Raw genomic sequence first — 14,881 nt, 5'->3', positions numbered from 1 at the left:
GATCGAACGGCCCGTCTCGCACCCGCGAGGCGGGCCGTTCGCCGTTTCCGTCGCGCCGGCCGATTGCTCAAGGAGTTTGCGTCCGAATCGGAGATCGAAAAGGACGCAAACTCCTTGAGCAGATCGGCTGAGGCGAGGGTGGGGCGGGGGAGGCGGGCGGGGGTCAGAGGCCGGAGAGGCGTTGGCCGGCTCGGACGACCGCCATGGCGTGGCGTTCGCCGGGGCGGCGACCGAGGCGTTCGATGGGGCCGGAGATGCTGATCGCGGCGATCACCCGACCGGTGCGGTCCCGGATCGGGGCGGAGACGCTCGCCACACCGGCCTCCCGCTCGGCGACGCTCTGCGCCCAGCCGCGGCGGCGTACCTCGGCCAGGGTGCGGCCGGTGAACTTGGAGCGGGGCAGCAGCGGCATCACCGCCTCGGGCGGCTCCCAGGCGAGCAGGATCTGCGCCGCGGAGCCCGCCGTCATCGGCAGCACCGAGCCGACCGGCACGGTGTCCCGCAGGCCGCTGGCCCGCTCGGCGGCGGCCACGCAGACCCGCTCGTCGGCCCGGCGCAGGTAGAGCTGGGCGCTCTCGCCGGTGGCGTCACGCAGCGCGGCCAGCAGCGGCTCCGCGGCGGTCAGCAGCACGTCCGGGGCGGCGTTGGCCAGCTCACCGAGCCGGGGCCCCGGGCGCCAGCGCCCCTGGGTGTCCCGGACCAGCATCCGGTGGATCTCCAGCGCCTGCGCCAACCGGTGCGCGGTGGCCCGGGGCAGCTTGGTGCGTTCAACGAGTTCGGCCAGGCTGGCGCCGTCGACACAGGCGGCCAGGATGACCACCGCCTTGTCGAGGACGCCGACACCGCTCATACTGTGTCCCACAAGCCGAAACTTACCTCCCAGAATTTAGGATGTCCAGATGGTGGGAGTCACTCCTGAGCCGAGGACCCTGGCCGAGAAGGTGTGGGACGCGCACGTCGTACGGACCGCCGAGGGCGAGCCCGACCTGCTCTACATCGACCTGCACCTGCTGCACGAGGTGACCAGCCCGCAGGCCTTCGACGGGCTGCGGCTGGCCGGTCGCCGGATCCGCCGTCCCGACCTCTCGCTCGCGACCGAGGACCACAACACCCCGACCGGATACGACGACCCCGCGTTCCGGTCCCGCCGCGGTGACCTGCTCACCATCGCGGACCCGACCTCCCGTACGCAGATCGAGACGTTGCGCCGCAACTGCGCCGAGTTCGGCGTCCGGCTGCACCCGCTCGGCGACGAGAATCAGGGCATCGTGCACGTGATCGGCCCGCAGCTGGGCGTCACCCAGCCCGGCATGACCATCGTCTGCGGCGACTCGCACACCGCCACCCACGGCGCCTTCGGCGCGCTGGCCTTCGGCATCGGCACCAGTGAGGTGGAGCACGTGCTGGCCACCCAGACGCTGCCGCAGGCCCGGCCGAAGACCATGGCGGTGAACGTCACCGGCGAGCTGACCCCCGGGGTCACCGCCAAGGACCTGGTGCTCGCGCTGATCGCCCAGGTCGGCACCGGCGGCGGGCGCGGCCACATCGTGGAGTACCGGGGCGAGGCGATCCGGGCGCTCTCCATGGAGGGCCGGATGACCGTGGCCAACATGTCCATCGAGTGGGGTGCCAAGGCCGGCCTGATCGCGCCGGACGAGACCACCTTCGCGTACCTCAGGGGGCGGCCGAACGCCCCGGCGGGCGCCGACTGGGACGCCGCGGTGGCCTACTGGCGGACCCTGCCCACCGACGAGGGCGCGACCTTCGACGCCGAGGTGACCCTGGACGCCAGCCGGATCACCCCGTTCGTCACCTGGGGCACCAACCCCGGCCAGGGCGTCCCGCTGGGCGCGGCGGTGCCGGACCCGGAGGAGTTCGTCACCGACTCCGAGCGGGCCGCCGCCCGCCGGGCCCTCGAATACATGGACCTGTCGCCGGGCACCCCGCTGCGCGACCTCGCGGTCGACGTGGTCTTCGTCGGCTCCTGCACCAACGGCCGGCTGGAGGACCTCCGCGCCGCCGCCGACGTGCTGCGCGGGCACCAGGTCGCCGACGGGGTACGGATGCTGGTCGTTCCCGGCTCCGCCGCCGTCCGCGAGGCCGCCGAGGCGGAGGGGCTGGACAAGGTGTTCGTCGACGCGGGCGCCGAGTGGCGCTTCGCCGGCTGCTCGATGTGCCTCGGCATGAACCCCGACACGCTGAAGCCGGGCCAGCGCTCGGCCTCGACCTCCAACCGCAACTTCGAGGGCCGTCAGGGCCGGGGAGGGCGTACCCACCTGGTGTCCCCGTCGGTCGCCGCCGCCACCGCCGTGGTCGGTCGGCTGGCCGCCCCCGCCGACCTGTAGAAGGGCAGCCGAGATGGACAAGTTCACCACCCACACCGGCACCGCGGTGCCACTGCGTCGTTCCAACGTGGACACCGACCAGATCATCCCGGCCGTGTACCTCAAGCGGGTGACCCGGACCGGTTTCGCGGACGGACTCTTCAACGCCTGGCGGGAGGACCCCGCATTCGTTCTCAACGATCCGGTCCATTCCGGTGCGTCGATTCTCGTGGCCGGTCCGGAGTTCGGCACCGGGTCCTCCCGGGAGCACGCGGTCTGGGCCCTGCGGGACTGGGGCTTCCGGGCGGTGATCTCTCCCCGGTTCGGTGACATCTTCCGTGGTAACGCGCTCAAGGAAGGGCTCCTTCCGGTGGAGTTGGAATTGAAGGCGGTCGAGGAGATCTGGGACCGGGTCGAGTCCGACCCGACCACCCTGGTCACCGTCGACCTGGCCGCCCGGGAGGTCCGGGTCGGGGAGTCCACCTGGCCGTTCCCGCTGGACGACCACAGCCGCTGGCGGCTGATGGAGGGCTTGGATGACATTGGACTCACCCTCCGGCACGAGGCCGAGATCGGCGCGTACGAGGCGACCCGGCCGTCGTTCAAGCCCGCCGTGGCATAGCCGTACGCCCGATCACAGCGCGGTTTTCGCCCCCACCGGTCCACCCGGTGGGGGCGAATCCGTTACGACGCAAGGGCTTTTTTCCATCGAATGTTTGTGTCCAGGCAGCACAGGGCATACCGTGCGCGCAGAATGGCTCGCGTCGAGTCAGTTGCACAATCGGGAGGAAGTCGTGAACAAGGCCGAGCTCATCGAGGCGCTCGCCACTCGCCTGGGGGACCGGAAGGCGGCGACGGCGGCGCTCGACGCGGTCCTCGCCGAGGTCCAGACGACGGTGACCAAGGGCGAGAAGGTGGCGATCACCGGATTCGGATCGTTCGAAAAGCGCGTCCGGGCCGCCCGAACAGCGCGCAATCCGCGTACCGGTGAGGCGGTGAAGGTCAAGAAGACGTCCGTACCGACCTTCCGTCCCGGCGCCGGATTCAAGGAGATGGTGGCCAGCGGCAAGGTGCCGAAGGTCGCCGCCCCCGCGAAGAAGACCACCGGGGCCGCCAAGACCACCGGCGCGAAGGCGGCCGGCGCCAAGGCGACCACCGCGAAGGCCGCCGCCGCCAAGAAGACCGCCGCCACCGCCGCCAAGAAGACCGCCGCGGCGAAGGCCGCCGCGGCGAAGAAGACCGCACCGGCGAAGAAGACCGCACCGGCGAAGAAGGCCGCACCGGCGAAGAAGGCCGCTGCGGCGAAGAAGGCCGCACCGGCGAAGAAGGCCGCCGCGGCGAAGAAGACCGCTGCGGCGACCAAGTCGGCCGCCGCCAAGAAGACCACGGCGGCGAAGAAGACCACCGCCGCCAGCAAGAGCACGGCGGCCAAGAAGGCCCCGGCGAAGAAGGCTCCGGCCAAGAAGGCCGCCGCCAAGCGCTGAAGACCAGCCGTACGACGGAAAGGGCGCCCACCGCGACGGTGGGTGCCCTTTCCGCGTGCCGGTTCAGAGCCGGTCGGCGGCGACCAGCCGGTCGGCGGCGAAGGCGAGCAGCCAGCCGCCGCCCTTCGAGGTGGTGAAGTCGTCCGCCCGCCCGGTCAGCCGTTCCAGCGCCCCGGGGATCACCTTGCCCTGGCTGCACACCCCGGCCGACTCGCCGGCGGCGGCCAGCTCCGCCATCCGGGCGGCGGCAGCCAGCGCGCACTCGTCCTGCTGCTGGCCCGGGGCGGGCTCGTCCAGGTCCCCGTACACCTCGATCGGCAGGTCCAGCAGCGCGGCCGTCGGGTCGAGGGTCTGTACGCACCGCCGGGGCGAGGCGGAGAGCAGCCGGGTGGGGCGGACCAGCGCCACCAGCGGAGCCAGCGCCTCGGCCTGGGACTGGCCCCGCGCGTCCAGCGGGCGGCCGGAGTCCGGGCCGGACCAGGTGGCCCGCATGCCGGCGTGCGCGTGCCGGACCAGGGCGATCGTCCCGGTCACCGGCGGCAGCGCGGCGAACGCGGCCAGCACCTCCGCGTCGTGCGGGTAGCTGACCAGCCGGACCGCCTCGTCGACGTCGAGCCAGCGCACCTCGTCCACCTCGGTGCCCGGCTGGAAGCCGCCCTGCGCGACCGCCCGCATCGACCAGTAGTCGACCGTCTTCGGCCGCCCCTCGCTGCGGTAGCGGACGGTGGCAAGCCGGACCTGCGGCACGGCCCGTACGTCGGTCTCCTCGGCCACCTCGCGGACGGCGGCCAGCAGCGGGTGCTCCCCGGGTTCCAGCTTCCCCTTGGGCAGTGACCAGTCGCCGTAACGGGGCCGGCGCACCAGGCAGACGCGTATCCCGTCGGCATCCGGCCGCCAGGCCACCCCACCGGCCGCCCGGATGCCGACCGGCCCCTCGTCCACCATCTGGCCACCCTACGTCCGGGCGACCCGCCGTACGGGTCGCTCAGCTGCCTCGCCCCCCGCCCGTCCGCGACCGGCGCGGGGTCAGCCGGCAGTGCCGCCGACCCGGCGCAGCAGCAGTTCCTGGAGGTGGGTCCGCGGCTCCTCCAGGGTGCCCGTGCGGCGGTTCCAGGTGCCGTCCGGCGTCAGCTCGAACGATTCCACGCCCGGCCCGAACGCGGCGGTCAGCACGTGGTCCAGCTCGGCCCGGGCGACCGGGTCGCTGACCTGCACCAACGCCTCCACCCGACGGTCCAGGTTGCGGTGCATCAGGTCGGCCGAACCCATCCAGAACTCGGCGTCGCCGTTGTTGCCGAACCGGAAGATCCGGGAGTGCTCCAGGAACCGGCCGAGGATCGAGCGGACCCGGATGTTCTCCGACAGGCCCGGCACGCCCGGCCGCAGCGTGCACATGCCCCGGATCAGCAGGTCGACGTGGACGCCGGCCCGGGAGGCCCGGTAGAGCGCGTCGGTGATCTCCTCGTCGACCAGCGAGTTCACCTTGAACTGCACCAGGCCGGGCATGCCGAGCCGGACGTGGGCGATCTCCCGATCGATCCGCTCGACCAGCCCGCTGCGGATGCCCTGCGGCGCCACCAGCAGCCGCCGGAACGCGGTCTGCCGGCTGTAGCCGGTGAGCACGTTGAACAGGTCGGTCAGGTCGGCGCCGATCTCCGGGTCGGCGGTCAGCACGCCGAAGTCCTCGTAGAGCCGGGCGGTCTTCGGGTGGTAGTTGCCGGTGCCGATGTGGCAGTAGCGGCGGATCTGGTTGCCCTCCTGGCGTACGACCAGCGCGGTCTTGCAGTGCGTCTTGAGGCCCACCAGGCCGTAGACCACGTGGCAGCCGGCCCGTTCCAGGGTCCGGGCCCAGCCGATGTTGGCCACCTCGTCGAAGCGCGCCTTGAGTTCCACCAGCACCACCACCTGCTTGCCGGCGGCGGCCGCGTCGACCAGCGCGTCGACGATCGGGGAGTCGCCGCTGGTGCGGTAGAGGGTCTGCTTGATGGCGAGCACGTCCGGGTCGGCGGCGGCCTGCTCGATGAAGCGCTGCACGCTGGTCGCGAACGAGTGGTACGGGTGGTGCACCAGCACGTCGCCGTCCCGCAGGGTGGCGAAGACGCTGCGCGGCACCTCGCCCTCGGCGAGCCGGGGGTGGGTGGCCGGCACGAACGGCGGGTCCTTCAGGTCGGGCCGGTCGGCCTCGCCGTAGAGCTGCCAGAGCGCGGACAGGTCCAGCAGGCCACGCACCCGCAGCACGTCCTGGGCGTCCATGTCCAGCTCGCGGACGAGCAGCTCCAGCATGTGGTCGGAGATGGAGGCGGCGACCTCCAGGCGTACCGGCGGGCCGAAGCGGCGCCGGGCCAGCTCCCGCTCGAGGGCCTGGAGCAGGTCCTCGTCGCGGTCCTCGTCGACCTCCACCTCGGCGTTGCGGGTGACCCGGAACAGGTGGCACTCCACCACCTGCATGCCGGAGAAGAGCTGGCCGAGGTGCACCGAGATGAGCTCCTCGACCGGCAGCATCCGCAGCCCGGGCTGGTCCCGGCCGACCCGGACGAACCGGGGCACGTTGTTGGGCACCTTGACCCGGGCGAAGAGCTCCGAACCGCCGTCCGGGTCGCGGACCGCCACCGCCAGGTTCAGCGACCGTCCCGAGATGTACGGGAACGGGTGCGCCGGGTCGACCGCGAGGGGGGTGAGCACCGGGAAGATGTGCGCCCGGAACCAGGTCCGCAGCCGCTCCCGCTCCGGGTCGTCGAGGTCCGCCCAGCCCAGGATGCGGATGTCCTCGGCGGCCAGCTTCGGCAGTACGTCGTCGACGAAACAGGCGGCGTGCCGGCCGACCAGGTCGGCGGTCTTCTCGGAGATCCGCTCCAGCTGGGTGCGCAGCGGCAGCCGGTCACCGCCGCGGACCGGCAGGCCGGCCGAGAGCCGGCGCTTCAACCCGGCCACCCGCACCATGTAGAACTCGTCCAGGTTGCTGGCGAAGATGGCCAGGAACTTGGCCCGCTCCAGCAGCGGGGTGCGCGGGTCCTCGGCCAGCGCCAGCACCCGGGCGTTGAAGTCGAGCCAGGAGATCTCCCGGTTGAGGAAGCGGTCCTCCGGCAGCGGCGCGGCGGCCGGCGGCGCGTCGTCGGGGCCGACGGACGGTTCGCCCGGGTCCAGCACCTCGTCCAGCCCGGCGGAGGCGCCCGCGGCGCTCGCCCCGGGGGAGTCGGGCGCCGTGACGACCACCTCCTTCGGCGCGTGGGAGGTGCGGTAACGGCCGTCGGCACCGCGGCGTTCGGTGCCGTTGCGGGGGCCGGCCTGGTCGGCGGCGTGGGGCTGGCTGGCGGGGTGTTCGCGAGGGGTGCTCACCCGCTCATAATCACCCGATTGCGGTGAACGCAAAACGAACTCGGCCGACGCTGATCACGGCATGGTCGGCAACGTCACGCGGAGGACCTCGCCGTCCGGATCGGTCTCCACCCGCAGCCGCTGCCCGAGGCGGAGCAGCCGCAGCCCGGACGCGTCGAAGGCCCGGGCCGGGAAGGCCAGCTCGGTGCCGTCGTCCAGGAGCAGCACCCCGGTACGGTTCAGCGCGTCGAAGGTGGCCACCGTGCCCTGCATGCCAGCACCGTACACCGGGGCGTCAGCCGTGGCGGCCGGCCGTTCGGCCCCGGCCAGGGCGGCGCTGCGCGGGCCGAGCCCGAGCCGGGCCGCCGCGGCCAGGTCGGCGGCGGTGTCCACGTCCCGGCGCAGGGTCGGCCACTCGCCGGCCAGCGGCACCGCCCCGCTGGCCAGGTGCGTCGCTGCCGAGGCGACGCCGAACCGGGGGTCCAGCGGCACGCCGGGCGGTGCCGCCAGCAGCACCGTGCCGGTCCCCGGGGCGTCGGCGACGAATCGGCGTACCCCCGGCGGCCCGGCGCTGACCGCGAGCAGCGCGGCGGCCAGCTCGGCCGGGCGCAGCGCCGGCAGGTCCGCGGTGAGCCCGGCCACCCAGCCCCCGCCGCCGGTCGCGGCAACCTGCGCGCCGTGCCGGAAGGCGGCGTTGAGCCCGGCGTCCGGCTCGTCCGGCACGACCCGGGCGCCCGCGGCGCCGGCCGTGGCCGCCACCGCCGGGTCGTCGGTGACCACGAACACCTCGGCGACCGCGGCGCAGGCCCGCACCGCCTGGACCGTGTCGGCCGCCAGGGCCAGGGCCAGTTTCTCGTGGGGTACGGCGGGCAGCGCGCCCCGCAGCCGGCTCTTCGCCACGCCGAGGCGCTTCACCGGCACCACCACCGTCCAGGTCGGCTGACGCACGCGGACAATCCTGCCAGGGTCGCCGGCGGTACCCTCACTGGCCGGACCCGGGACGAGCAGGCATGATTTCCGCTGCGGACCACACCGCCGGGTGCGGCGCGTGGGTCGGGGCGACGAGGAGGCAGGGTGACACGGCGCAGGCTGGGTTTCTGGCAACGTTTCGCCGTGGCGCTGGTCAAGCCCGTGATGCTGGTCTGGACCCGGCGCACCTGGCGCGGCGCTGAGCAGTTGCGCCGCGACGGCGGCATCATCATCGTGCCCAACCACGTCTCGCACGCCGACCCGCTGGTCTCCGCGCACTTCGTCTACGACGCCGGCCGCTGGCCGCAGTACCTCGGCAAGGCCAGCGTGTTCCGGGTCCCGGTGATCGGCTGGATCCTGCACCGCTGCAGGCAGATCCCGGTGGAGCGCGGCACGGTCGACGCGGTCAAGTCGCTGGACAAGCTGGTCGCCGCCCTGAACGAGGGCGGCGCGGTGGTGATCTACCCGGAGGGCACCACGACCCGCGAGCCGCAGCTGTGGCCGATGAAGGGCAAGACCGGCGCCGCCCGGCTGGCGCTGGCCACCGGCGCGCCGGTGATCCCGGTGGCGATGTGGGGGCCGGAGAAGTTGTTCGACCCGCGGACCGCCCGGTTCGGCCTGCGCCCCCGTACCCCGGTGACGGTGGTCGCCGGTCCGCCGATCGACCTGAGCCGGTGGGCGGGCGCCACACCGAGCCGGGCGGTCCTCGAGGAGATGACCGACGAGATCATGCTGACCCTGCGCGACATGCTCGCCGGCATCCGCGGCGGTACGCCACCGCCGCTGTGGGAACGTCCCGCCCGTCCGCGTACTCCCGAGGTGAACGAATGAGTCATGTGGCGGTGCTGGGCGCCGGTTCCTGGGGGACGGCCTTCGCCAAGATCCTCGCCGACGCCGGGCGGGACGTGACCATCTGGGCCCGGCGGGAGTCGGTCGCCGACGCGATCCGCACCGGTCGCCGCAACCCGGACTACCTGCCCGACCTGCGGCTGCCGGACCGGGTCACCGCGACCGGGGACGCCGCCAAGGCGATCTCCGGCGCCGAGCTGGTGGTGCTGTCCGTGCCGTCGCAGACGCTGCGCGGCAACCTCGCCGGGTGGGCCGGCCACCTGGCCCCGGACGCCACCCTGGTCTCCCTGATGAAGGGGATCGAGCTGGGCACCACCCGGCGGATGAGCGAGGTGATCGTGGAGACCGCCGGGGTCACCCCGGACCGGGTGGTGGTGGTCTCCGGTCCCAACCTGGCCCCCGAGATCGCCGCCGAGCAGCCCGCCGCGACCGTGGTCGCCGGCACCGACGCCCGCCGTGCCGCGCTGGTGCAGTCGTCGATCCGGACGCCGTACTTCCGGCCGTACACCAACGACGACGTGATCGGCTGCGAGCTGGGCGGGGCGGTCAAGAACGTGATCGCCCTGGCGTACGGGATCGCCACCGCGATGGGCTTCGGCGACAACACCCGGGCGATGCTGATGACCCGCGGCCTGGCCGAGACCGCCCGGCTGGGCGTGGCGCTGGGCGCCGACCCGATCACCTTCGCCGGCCTGGCCGGGATGGGCGACCTGGTCGCCTCCTGCTCGTCGCCGCTGGCCCGCAACCGGACCTTCGGCGAGCACCTGGGCCGGGGGGAGACGCTGGAGCAGGCGCAGGCCGCGACCCGGCAGACCGCCGAGGGCGTGAAGAGCTGCCTGGCGATCCGCGACCTGGCCCGGGCGCACGGGGTGGAGATGCCGATCACCGAGCAGATCGAGCGGATCTGCCACGAGGGCATGGACCCCCGGCTCGCCGTGGACGCCCTGATGAGCCGCACCGCCAAGCCGGAGTCGTACGAGTGAGCGGCGGGGAGTGGCACGACGGCACCCGCTGCGTGCACGCCGGGCTGCCCGAGCCGACGCCGGGCGCGCCGTTCCTGCCCGGGCCGGTCTTCGCCGCGCCGTACCACCTCGACCCGTGGCAGGGGCCGGCCGCCGCGGCCAACGGCTACGGTCGGCCGGACAACCCCACCCGACGGCTGCTGGAGGCGGCGATCGGCGAGCTGGAGGGGGGCGACTGCCGGGTCTTCGCCAGCGGGCAGGCGGCCATCACCGGGCTGCTGCTGGCCGTGCTGCGGCCCGGGGACACCGTGCTGCTGCCCGCTGACGGGTACTTCCCGGTGCGGGCGTTCGCCACCGCCACCCTCGAGGGGATCGGGGTACGGGTCGGGTTCGTGCCGACCGCCGGGCCGTACCCGTCCTTCGAGGGGGTCCGGCTGCTGATGCTGGAGACCCCGGCGAACCCCGGCCTGGACGTGGCCGACGTCGCCGCGCTGGCCGCCGAGGCGCACGCCGCCGGCGCCCTCGTCGCGGTCGACAACACCACCGCCACCCCGCTCGGGCAGCGCCCGCTGGACCTCGGCGCGGATCTGGTGGTCGCCTCCGGCACCAAGGCGCTCGCCGGCCACTCCGACCTGCTGCTCGGCTACGTGGCGTCCCGCTCGGCCGAGCTGGTGGAGACGCTGACGGCCTGGCGTACCACCACCGGTGCGGTGCCCGGCGCCTTCGACGCCTGGCTGGCGCACCGCTCGCTGGCCACCCTGGACCTGCGGCTGGCCCGGCAGTCCGCCAACGCGGCCGCGGTCGTCGAGCTGCTCGCCGGGCGTGCCGACGTGACCGGGCTGCGCTGGCCGGGGCGGCCGGAGGACCCGGCGTACCCGGTGGCGGCGGCGCAGATGCGGCGGATGCCCGGGGTGCTCTCCTTCGACCTCGGCGACGCCGATCGGGTGGCCCGGTTCGTCGGCGCGGCCCGGCTGGTCGCCGCCGCCACCTCGTTCGGCGGTCTGCACACCACCGCCGACCGGCGGGCGCAGTGGGGCGACGACACGACGCCCGGCTTCGTCCGGCTCTCCTGCGGGGTGGAGGACACCGCCGACCTGGTGGCCGACGTGGCCGCCGCGCTGGACGCCGCCGGGCCGGCGCGTCCGCTATCGTAATCCCGGCCCGCGTGGGCCCCCGACCGGAGGAGGTGAGTCCGATCCGCCAGACAACAGGACCGGCGCTCCTCACCGAGTCCCCGTCGCCTCGGTAGCGACGGCGGGAGCGCCGACGAGCGTTCCCGGAGGGCTTGCCATGCCATCGTCCCCGTTCCACCCCGACCGTCCCGCCCTCGTCCAGCGGCTGCGCGCCGCCGGCTGCGTCTACGCCGAGGACGAGGCGGAGCTGCTCATCGCCGCCGCCGACTCGCCCGACACGCTGACCACGCTGGTCGACCGCCGGGTCGGCGGCCTGCCGCTGGAACACGTGCTCGGCTGGGCCGAGTTCTGCGGGCTGCGGGTCGCCGTCGACCCCGGCGTCTTCGTCCCCCGCGGTCGTACCGCCCTGCTGGTCGAGACGGCGGCGGCGGTCTGCGGCCCGGCGCCGGCGGTGGTCGACCTCTGCTGCGGGTCGGGCGCCACCACGGTGGCGTTGGCCGCGCGGCTCGCCCCGCGCTGGCTCGCCGCCGTCGACGTGGACCCCGCCGCGGTGGCCTGCGCCCGTCGCAACCTCGCCGGGCGCGACGTGGCGGTCCTCCAAGGCGACCTGTACGACCCGTTGCCGGTCGCCCGGCGGGGCCGGCTCGACCTGGTGGTGGCCAACGCCCCGTACGTGCCGACGGAGGCGGTGGCGTTGATGCCGGCGGAGGCCCGGCTGCACGAGGCGCCCGTGGCGCTGGACGGCGGGGCCGACGGGCTGGCCGTGCTGCGCCGGGTCGCGGCCGGCGCGGTCGACTGGCTCGCGCCGGGCGGTCACCTGGTGGTGGAGGTCAGCGACGGCCAGGCCGACGCGCTCTGCGCGGCGATGACCGCGCTGGGCCTGGTACCCACGGTGGTACGCGAGGACGAATGGGACGCCACGGGCGTCCTCGCCCGTCGGCCCCGGGGGAGCCGGACCGGTCCGGCGGTCCGTGGCGTGGCGGGGCGGGGGAGCGGCAACTAACCTCGCATCAGGCTCTGGCGGGAGGCGACGGATGGGGATGGGCAGCGTGGGTGTGCCGGTGGTGGTCGGCCTCGACAACGGCGGTACGAGCGACAACGCCACGGTGCTCACCATGGACGGGCGGTTCCTGGTCGACGGCCTGCTGGAGATCCCCAGCGAGGTCGGGTCCGGCCCGGAGGCGGCCATCGAGGCGCTGGCCCGGGCCCTGGACGGGGTGCTGGCCCACACCGGCGTGCCGCGCGAACTGGTCCGCGCCGTCGGGCTGGACACGCCGGGGCCGGCCAGCGCCACCGGGGTGATCTCGTCCCGCGGCTCGACCAACTTCTCCCAGCCGGCCTGGCACGGCTACGACGTGCGGGGCGCGCTGGAGCGGCGGCTCGGCCTGCCGGTGATCTACCACAACGACGGCAACGCGGCCGCGCTCTACGCCCACCACGTCCACTTCGGAGCCGACGCGATGACCCGCTCCTCGGTGTCGGCGATCGTCGGCACCGGGCTCGGCGGCGGGGTGGTGGAGAACGGCCGGGTGGTCACCGGGGCGGCCGGGATGGCCGGCGAGTTCGGGCACGTGCACATCCCGCTGACCGGGCTGCTCGCCTCCGAGCAGCCGGTGCCGACCTGCGCCTGCGGCTTCGTCGGGGACGCGGAGAGCGTCGCCTCGCTGACCGCGATCGGGCGCAGCCTGCTGCCGTACTGGTTGAGCCGCTACCCCGGTCACCCGCTGGCGGCCGAGCCGGCCGGCCGGGCCGCGAAGCTGCTCCGGGGGTACGCCGAGCGTGGCGACGCGCTGGCCCGCGAGGTCTTTGCCCAGCAGGCGGCGGCGCTCGGCCGGCTCTTCACCATCGCGGCGAACTTCACCGACCCGCACGCGTACTTCGTCGGGGGTGGGGTGGTCGAGGCGGCGCCGGAGTTCCGGGACTGGTTCCTGGCGACCGTCCGCGCGCACACCGTGCTCCGGGAGGAGCAGGCCGCGGTGGCCACCTTCGCCCTGGTGCCGGACCGGGACATGGCCGGCGCCCGGGGCGTGGCGATCGCGGCGTTGGAGGCGTTGCGCGCCGAGCCGCCGGCGCGTCCGGTCGTCGGCGCCTGACGGACGCCGCCCCCGCGCGGCTCGCGCGCGAATGCGCCCGGTGCGGTGGGCGTCCCCGCCCGGTGGCGGCGCGCGTTCCCGCCTCGTTGCGGCGCGGGGGACGCGTCGCGCGGTCCGGTCAGCGGCGTGGCGGGGCGGCGGCGAAGGCGGCCCAGGCGGCGGGTGGGAAGAGCAGCACCGGGCCGGCCGGGTCCTTGGAGTCGCGGACCGCGACCCGGCCCGGCACGGTGGCCAGCTCGACGCAGGCGCCCTGGTCCCCGCTGTGGCTGCTCTTGCACCAGGAGGCCGCGGCCAGTGCCGCGCTCATCGTCGGTGTCATGGGTCCTACCGTCCCTTCAACAGTTGCAGCAGATGGTCGCGGCTGCCCGCCGGGCTGAGCGCGACGGTCCGCAGGTGTTCCATGATCTTGGTGCAGGTACGCAGGTCGCCCGGCCGGTCGAGGACCATCTGCCCGGCGACCGTCTCCACCGAGGCGATGAGCGGGTCCTCGGGGTCGGCGAACTCCAGGATGTGCAGCGAGCCACGGGTGCCGCGGTGGTAGCCGGCCGCCAGCGGGATCACCTGGACGGTGACGTTAGGCAGCTCGGCCATCTTGAGCAGGTGGTGCAGCTGACCGTCCATCACCGTCCGGTCGCCGACCGGGCGCAACAGCGCGCCCTCGTCGATGATCGCGTCGAAGATCGGCGGGCCGTCAGCGGTGACCCGCTGCTGGCGGTCCAGCCGGAGCTTGACCCGCTGCTCCATCTGGTCGTCGGAGAGGGTGTGCGGGCCGCCGCGCATCACGCCGCGGATGTATTCGGCGGTCTGCAGCAGCCCGGGCACCACCGACGGTTCGAAGTTGGCGATCCCGGTCGCCTCGGCCTCCAGGGCGATGAAGTCGATCGTGCGCTTGTCCAGCAGGTGTGAGTACGGCACCCACCAGCCCGGCTTGCGGGCGTCCTTGGCGAGCTGCACCGCCGCGGCGATGTCCTCCGGCCCGACCCCGTAGAGGGTGAGCAGCGAGCGCACGGTGGCCGGGTTGACCAGGGTCTGCGCATTCTCGTATCGGGACAGCGTGCTGCGGGTGCTGTTGATCTCGTCGGCGGCGCCCTCGAGGGTGAGGCCGGCCGCCTCGCGGTGGGTCCGCAGGGCGATGCCCAGCCGGCGGGCGCGGGCGGTCTTCGGGGCCATACGTCGATGGTGACATATGTCTTCGGGAACGTGTGCGTGAGAGAACGTCGATGAGAGTTGCATTCACGCGTGTCCACCTGTCAATCTGCGACGGCGTCCTCACCCGCGGTTGTCGTGGCGACGGCGAGGGTGAGCGACCGGAGGGCGCGTGGCGGTCGGGTTTATTCCCCCTTACCCGATCGCCACGTGCCACCACTGCGTGCGCCGGGGAGGGACTTCGGAATGTGGGTGACCGGATGTCGGGGCGGGTGGCGATGACCCGGTTCCTCGTGGTGCTGACCGATGTCCGCCCCGTCGAAGGGGAGTTCCGCGACGAGCGCAGCTGCCCCGAGCGGCGCCGTCAGGTGGTGGGCGCGAGCAGCCGGGAGGCCGCCGACCGGATCGCCGGCGCGTTCATGGCGCTGGGCATGGTCCGCGCCGGACGGCAGCGGGTGAAGGTGATCGCGGTGGGCCGGCGGCACGGGGCCGGGACCCCAGACTGAACATTACGCACCGTATCCGTGCAGGTAACCGTTTGCGAGGGAGGCACGCTTCCTCCCGGGTATCACCATCGGCGCGTCGCCACCCACAGTAAGGTCAAGC

General features: G+C 73.9%; 14 protein-coding genes and 1 pseudogene. 9 read left to right on the top strand and 6 right to left on the bottom strand.

Annotated elements, in window-relative coordinates; translation table 11 throughout:
- Positions 1-163: 163 nt before the first annotated feature.
- Positions 164-850, bottom strand: a complete 687-nt coding sequence (locus ACLQ2U_RS21570) for an IclR family transcriptional regulator (RefSeq protein ID WP_088977837.1) — start codon at positions 848-850, stop codon at positions 164-166.
- Between the two features lie 49 nt (positions 851-899).
- On the opposite strand from ACLQ2U_RS21570, the gene leuC reads away from it, so the two are divergent.
- The 3 genes from leuC (at position 900) to ACLQ2U_RS21555 (ending at position 3,808) form a co-directional block, all read left to right on the top strand.
- On the top strand, positions 900-2,345 hold the full coding sequence (leuC, locus tag ACLQ2U_RS21565; protein ID WP_425752530.1) for a 3-isopropylmalate dehydratase large subunit: 1,446 nt from the start codon (positions 900-902) through the stop codon (positions 2,343-2,345).
- Positions 2,346-2,358: 13 nt separating this feature from the next.
- Entirely contained in the window at positions 2,359-2,946 is a 588-nt protein-coding gene (gene leuD, locus ACLQ2U_RS21560) for a 3-isopropylmalate dehydratase small subunit (protein WP_425752529.1), read from the top strand.
- 172 nt (positions 2,947-3,118) lie between these two features.
- Positions 3,119-3,808 carry an HU family DNA-binding protein gene (locus ACLQ2U_RS21555; protein WP_425752528.1) on the top strand — a complete coding sequence of 230 codons (690 nt, stop codon included), beginning with the start codon at positions 3,119-3,121 and terminating at the stop codon, positions 3,806-3,808.
- Positions 3,809-3,871: 63 nt separating this feature from the next.
- Here the strand turns inward: ACLQ2U_RS21555 and ACLQ2U_RS21550 are convergent, their stop codons facing one another.
- The 3 genes and pseudogenes from ACLQ2U_RS21550 to cofC form a co-directional block, all read right to left on the bottom strand.
- The gene (locus ACLQ2U_RS21550; RefSeq protein WP_425752527.1) at positions 3,872-4,753 is read right to left on the bottom strand and encodes an NUDIX hydrolase; all 882 of its coding nucleotides are present in this window, start codon (positions 4,751-4,753) and stop codon (positions 3,872-3,874) included.
- 81 nt (positions 4,754-4,834) lie between these two features.
- Positions 4,835-7,144 (bottom strand): RNA degradosome polyphosphate kinase, encoded by a 2,310-nt coding sequence (locus ACLQ2U_RS21545; protein WP_425752526.1) that lies wholly within the window; start codon positions 7,142-7,144, stop codon positions 4,835-4,837.
- A gap of 282 nt (positions 7,145-7,426) precedes the next feature.
- Positions 7,427-8,071, bottom strand: a pseudogene (gene cofC / locus ACLQ2U_RS21540) (2-phospho-L-lactate guanylyltransferase); the annotation flags it as partial.
- Positions 8,072-8,197: 126 nt separating this feature from the next.
- Here cofC and ACLQ2U_RS21535 point away from each other — a divergent pair.
- The 5 genes from ACLQ2U_RS21535 (at position 8,198) to ACLQ2U_RS21515 (ending at position 13,129) form a co-directional block, all read left to right on the top strand.
- Entirely contained in the window at positions 8,198-8,923 is a 726-nt protein-coding gene (locus ACLQ2U_RS21535) for a lysophospholipid acyltransferase family protein (protein WP_425752525.1), read from the top strand.
- A complete protein-coding gene (locus ACLQ2U_RS21530) occupies positions 8,920-9,924 on the top strand; it encodes an NAD(P)H-dependent glycerol-3-phosphate dehydrogenase (protein WP_425752524.1) in 1,005 nt (334 codons plus the stop codon). Before ACLQ2U_RS21535 ends, ACLQ2U_RS21530 begins: the two co-directional genes overlap by 4 nt.
- Positions 9,921-11,057, top strand: a complete 1,137-nt coding sequence (locus ACLQ2U_RS21525; RefSeq protein ID WP_425752523.1) for a cystathionine gamma-lyase — start codon at positions 9,921-9,923, stop codon at positions 11,055-11,057. Before ACLQ2U_RS21530 ends, ACLQ2U_RS21525 begins: the two co-directional genes overlap by 4 nt.
- A 136-nt stretch (positions 11,058-11,193) precedes the next feature.
- Positions 11,194-12,039 carry a putative protein N(5)-glutamine methyltransferase gene (locus ACLQ2U_RS21520; RefSeq protein ID WP_425752522.1) on the top strand — a complete coding sequence of 282 codons (846 nt, stop codon included), beginning with the start codon at positions 11,194-11,196 and terminating at the stop codon, positions 12,037-12,039.
- 37 nt (positions 12,040-12,076) lie between these two features.
- A complete protein-coding gene (locus ACLQ2U_RS21515) occupies positions 12,077-13,129 on the top strand; it encodes an ROK family protein (protein WP_425752630.1) in 1,053 nt (350 codons plus the stop codon).
- Positions 13,130-13,247: 118 nt separating this feature from the next.
- Here the strand turns inward: ACLQ2U_RS21515 and ACLQ2U_RS21510 are convergent, their stop codons facing one another.
- Both ACLQ2U_RS21510 and ACLQ2U_RS21505 read right to left on the bottom strand, forming a co-directional pair.
- Positions 13,248-13,448, bottom strand: a complete 201-nt coding sequence (locus tag ACLQ2U_RS21510; protein WP_425752521.1) for a DUF397 domain-containing protein — start codon at positions 13,446-13,448, stop codon at positions 13,248-13,250.
- Positions 13,449-13,453: 5 nt separating this feature from the next.
- On the bottom strand, positions 13,454-14,299 hold the full coding sequence (locus ACLQ2U_RS21505; protein ID WP_425752520.1) for a helix-turn-helix domain-containing protein: 846 nt from the start codon (positions 14,297-14,299) through the stop codon (positions 13,454-13,456).
- Positions 14,300-14,553: 254 nt separating this feature from the next.
- Between ACLQ2U_RS21505 and ACLQ2U_RS21500 the strand changes: the two genes are divergently transcribed.
- Positions 14,554-14,781 carry a hypothetical protein gene (locus ACLQ2U_RS21500; protein WP_425752629.1) on the top strand — a complete coding sequence of 76 codons (228 nt, stop codon included), beginning with the start codon at positions 14,554-14,556 and terminating at the stop codon, positions 14,779-14,781.
- Positions 14,782-14,881: the final 100 nt, after the last annotated feature.

It is taken from the genome of Micromonospora sp. DT47 (assembly GCF_049844475.1).
Lineage (GTDB): Bacteria > Actinomycetota > Actinomycetes > Mycobacteriales > Micromonosporaceae > Micromonospora.
The sequence above is the reverse complement of the archived record's forward strand: the minus strand, read 5'-3'. Positions and strand labels throughout refer to the sequence as shown.

Excerpts from the sequence above, each read along its gene's own strand:
- ACLQ2U_RS21570 (WP_088977837.1), bottom strand. The coding sequence starts at position 850 with ATGAGCGGTGTCGGCGTCCTCGACAAGGCGGTGGTCATCCTGGCCGCC.
- leuC (WP_425752530.1), top strand. The coding sequence starts at position 900 with ATGGTGGGAGTCACTCCTGAGCCGAGGACCCTGGCCGAGAAGGTGTGG.
- leuD (WP_425752529.1), top strand. The coding sequence starts at position 2,359 with ATGGACAAGTTCACCACCCACACCGGCACCGCGGTGCCACTGCGTCGT.
- ACLQ2U_RS21550 (WP_425752527.1), bottom strand. The coding sequence starts at position 4,753 with ATGGTGGACGAGGGGCCGGTCGGCATCCGGGCGGCCGGTGGGGTGGCC.
- ACLQ2U_RS21530 (WP_425752524.1), top strand. The coding sequence starts at position 8,920 with ATGAGTCATGTGGCGGTGCTGGGCGCCGGTTCCTGGGGGACGGCCTTC.
- ACLQ2U_RS21520 (WP_425752522.1), top strand. The coding sequence starts at position 11,194 with ATGCCATCGTCCCCGTTCCACCCCGACCGTCCCGCCCTCGTCCAGCGG.
- ACLQ2U_RS21515 (WP_425752630.1), top strand. The coding sequence starts at position 12,077 with ATGGGCAGCGTGGGTGTGCCGGTGGTGGTCGGCCTCGACAACGGCGGT.
- ACLQ2U_RS21510 (WP_425752521.1), bottom strand. The coding sequence starts at position 13,448 with ATGACACCGACGATGAGCGCGGCACTGGCCGCGGCCTCCTGGTGCAAG.
- ACLQ2U_RS21505 (WP_425752520.1), bottom strand. The coding sequence starts at position 14,299 with ATGGCCCCGAAGACCGCCCGCGCCCGCCGGCTGGGCATCGCCCTGCGG.
- ACLQ2U_RS21500 (WP_425752629.1), top strand. The coding sequence starts at position 14,554 with ATGACCCGGTTCCTCGTGGTGCTGACCGATGTCCGCCCCGTCGAAGGG.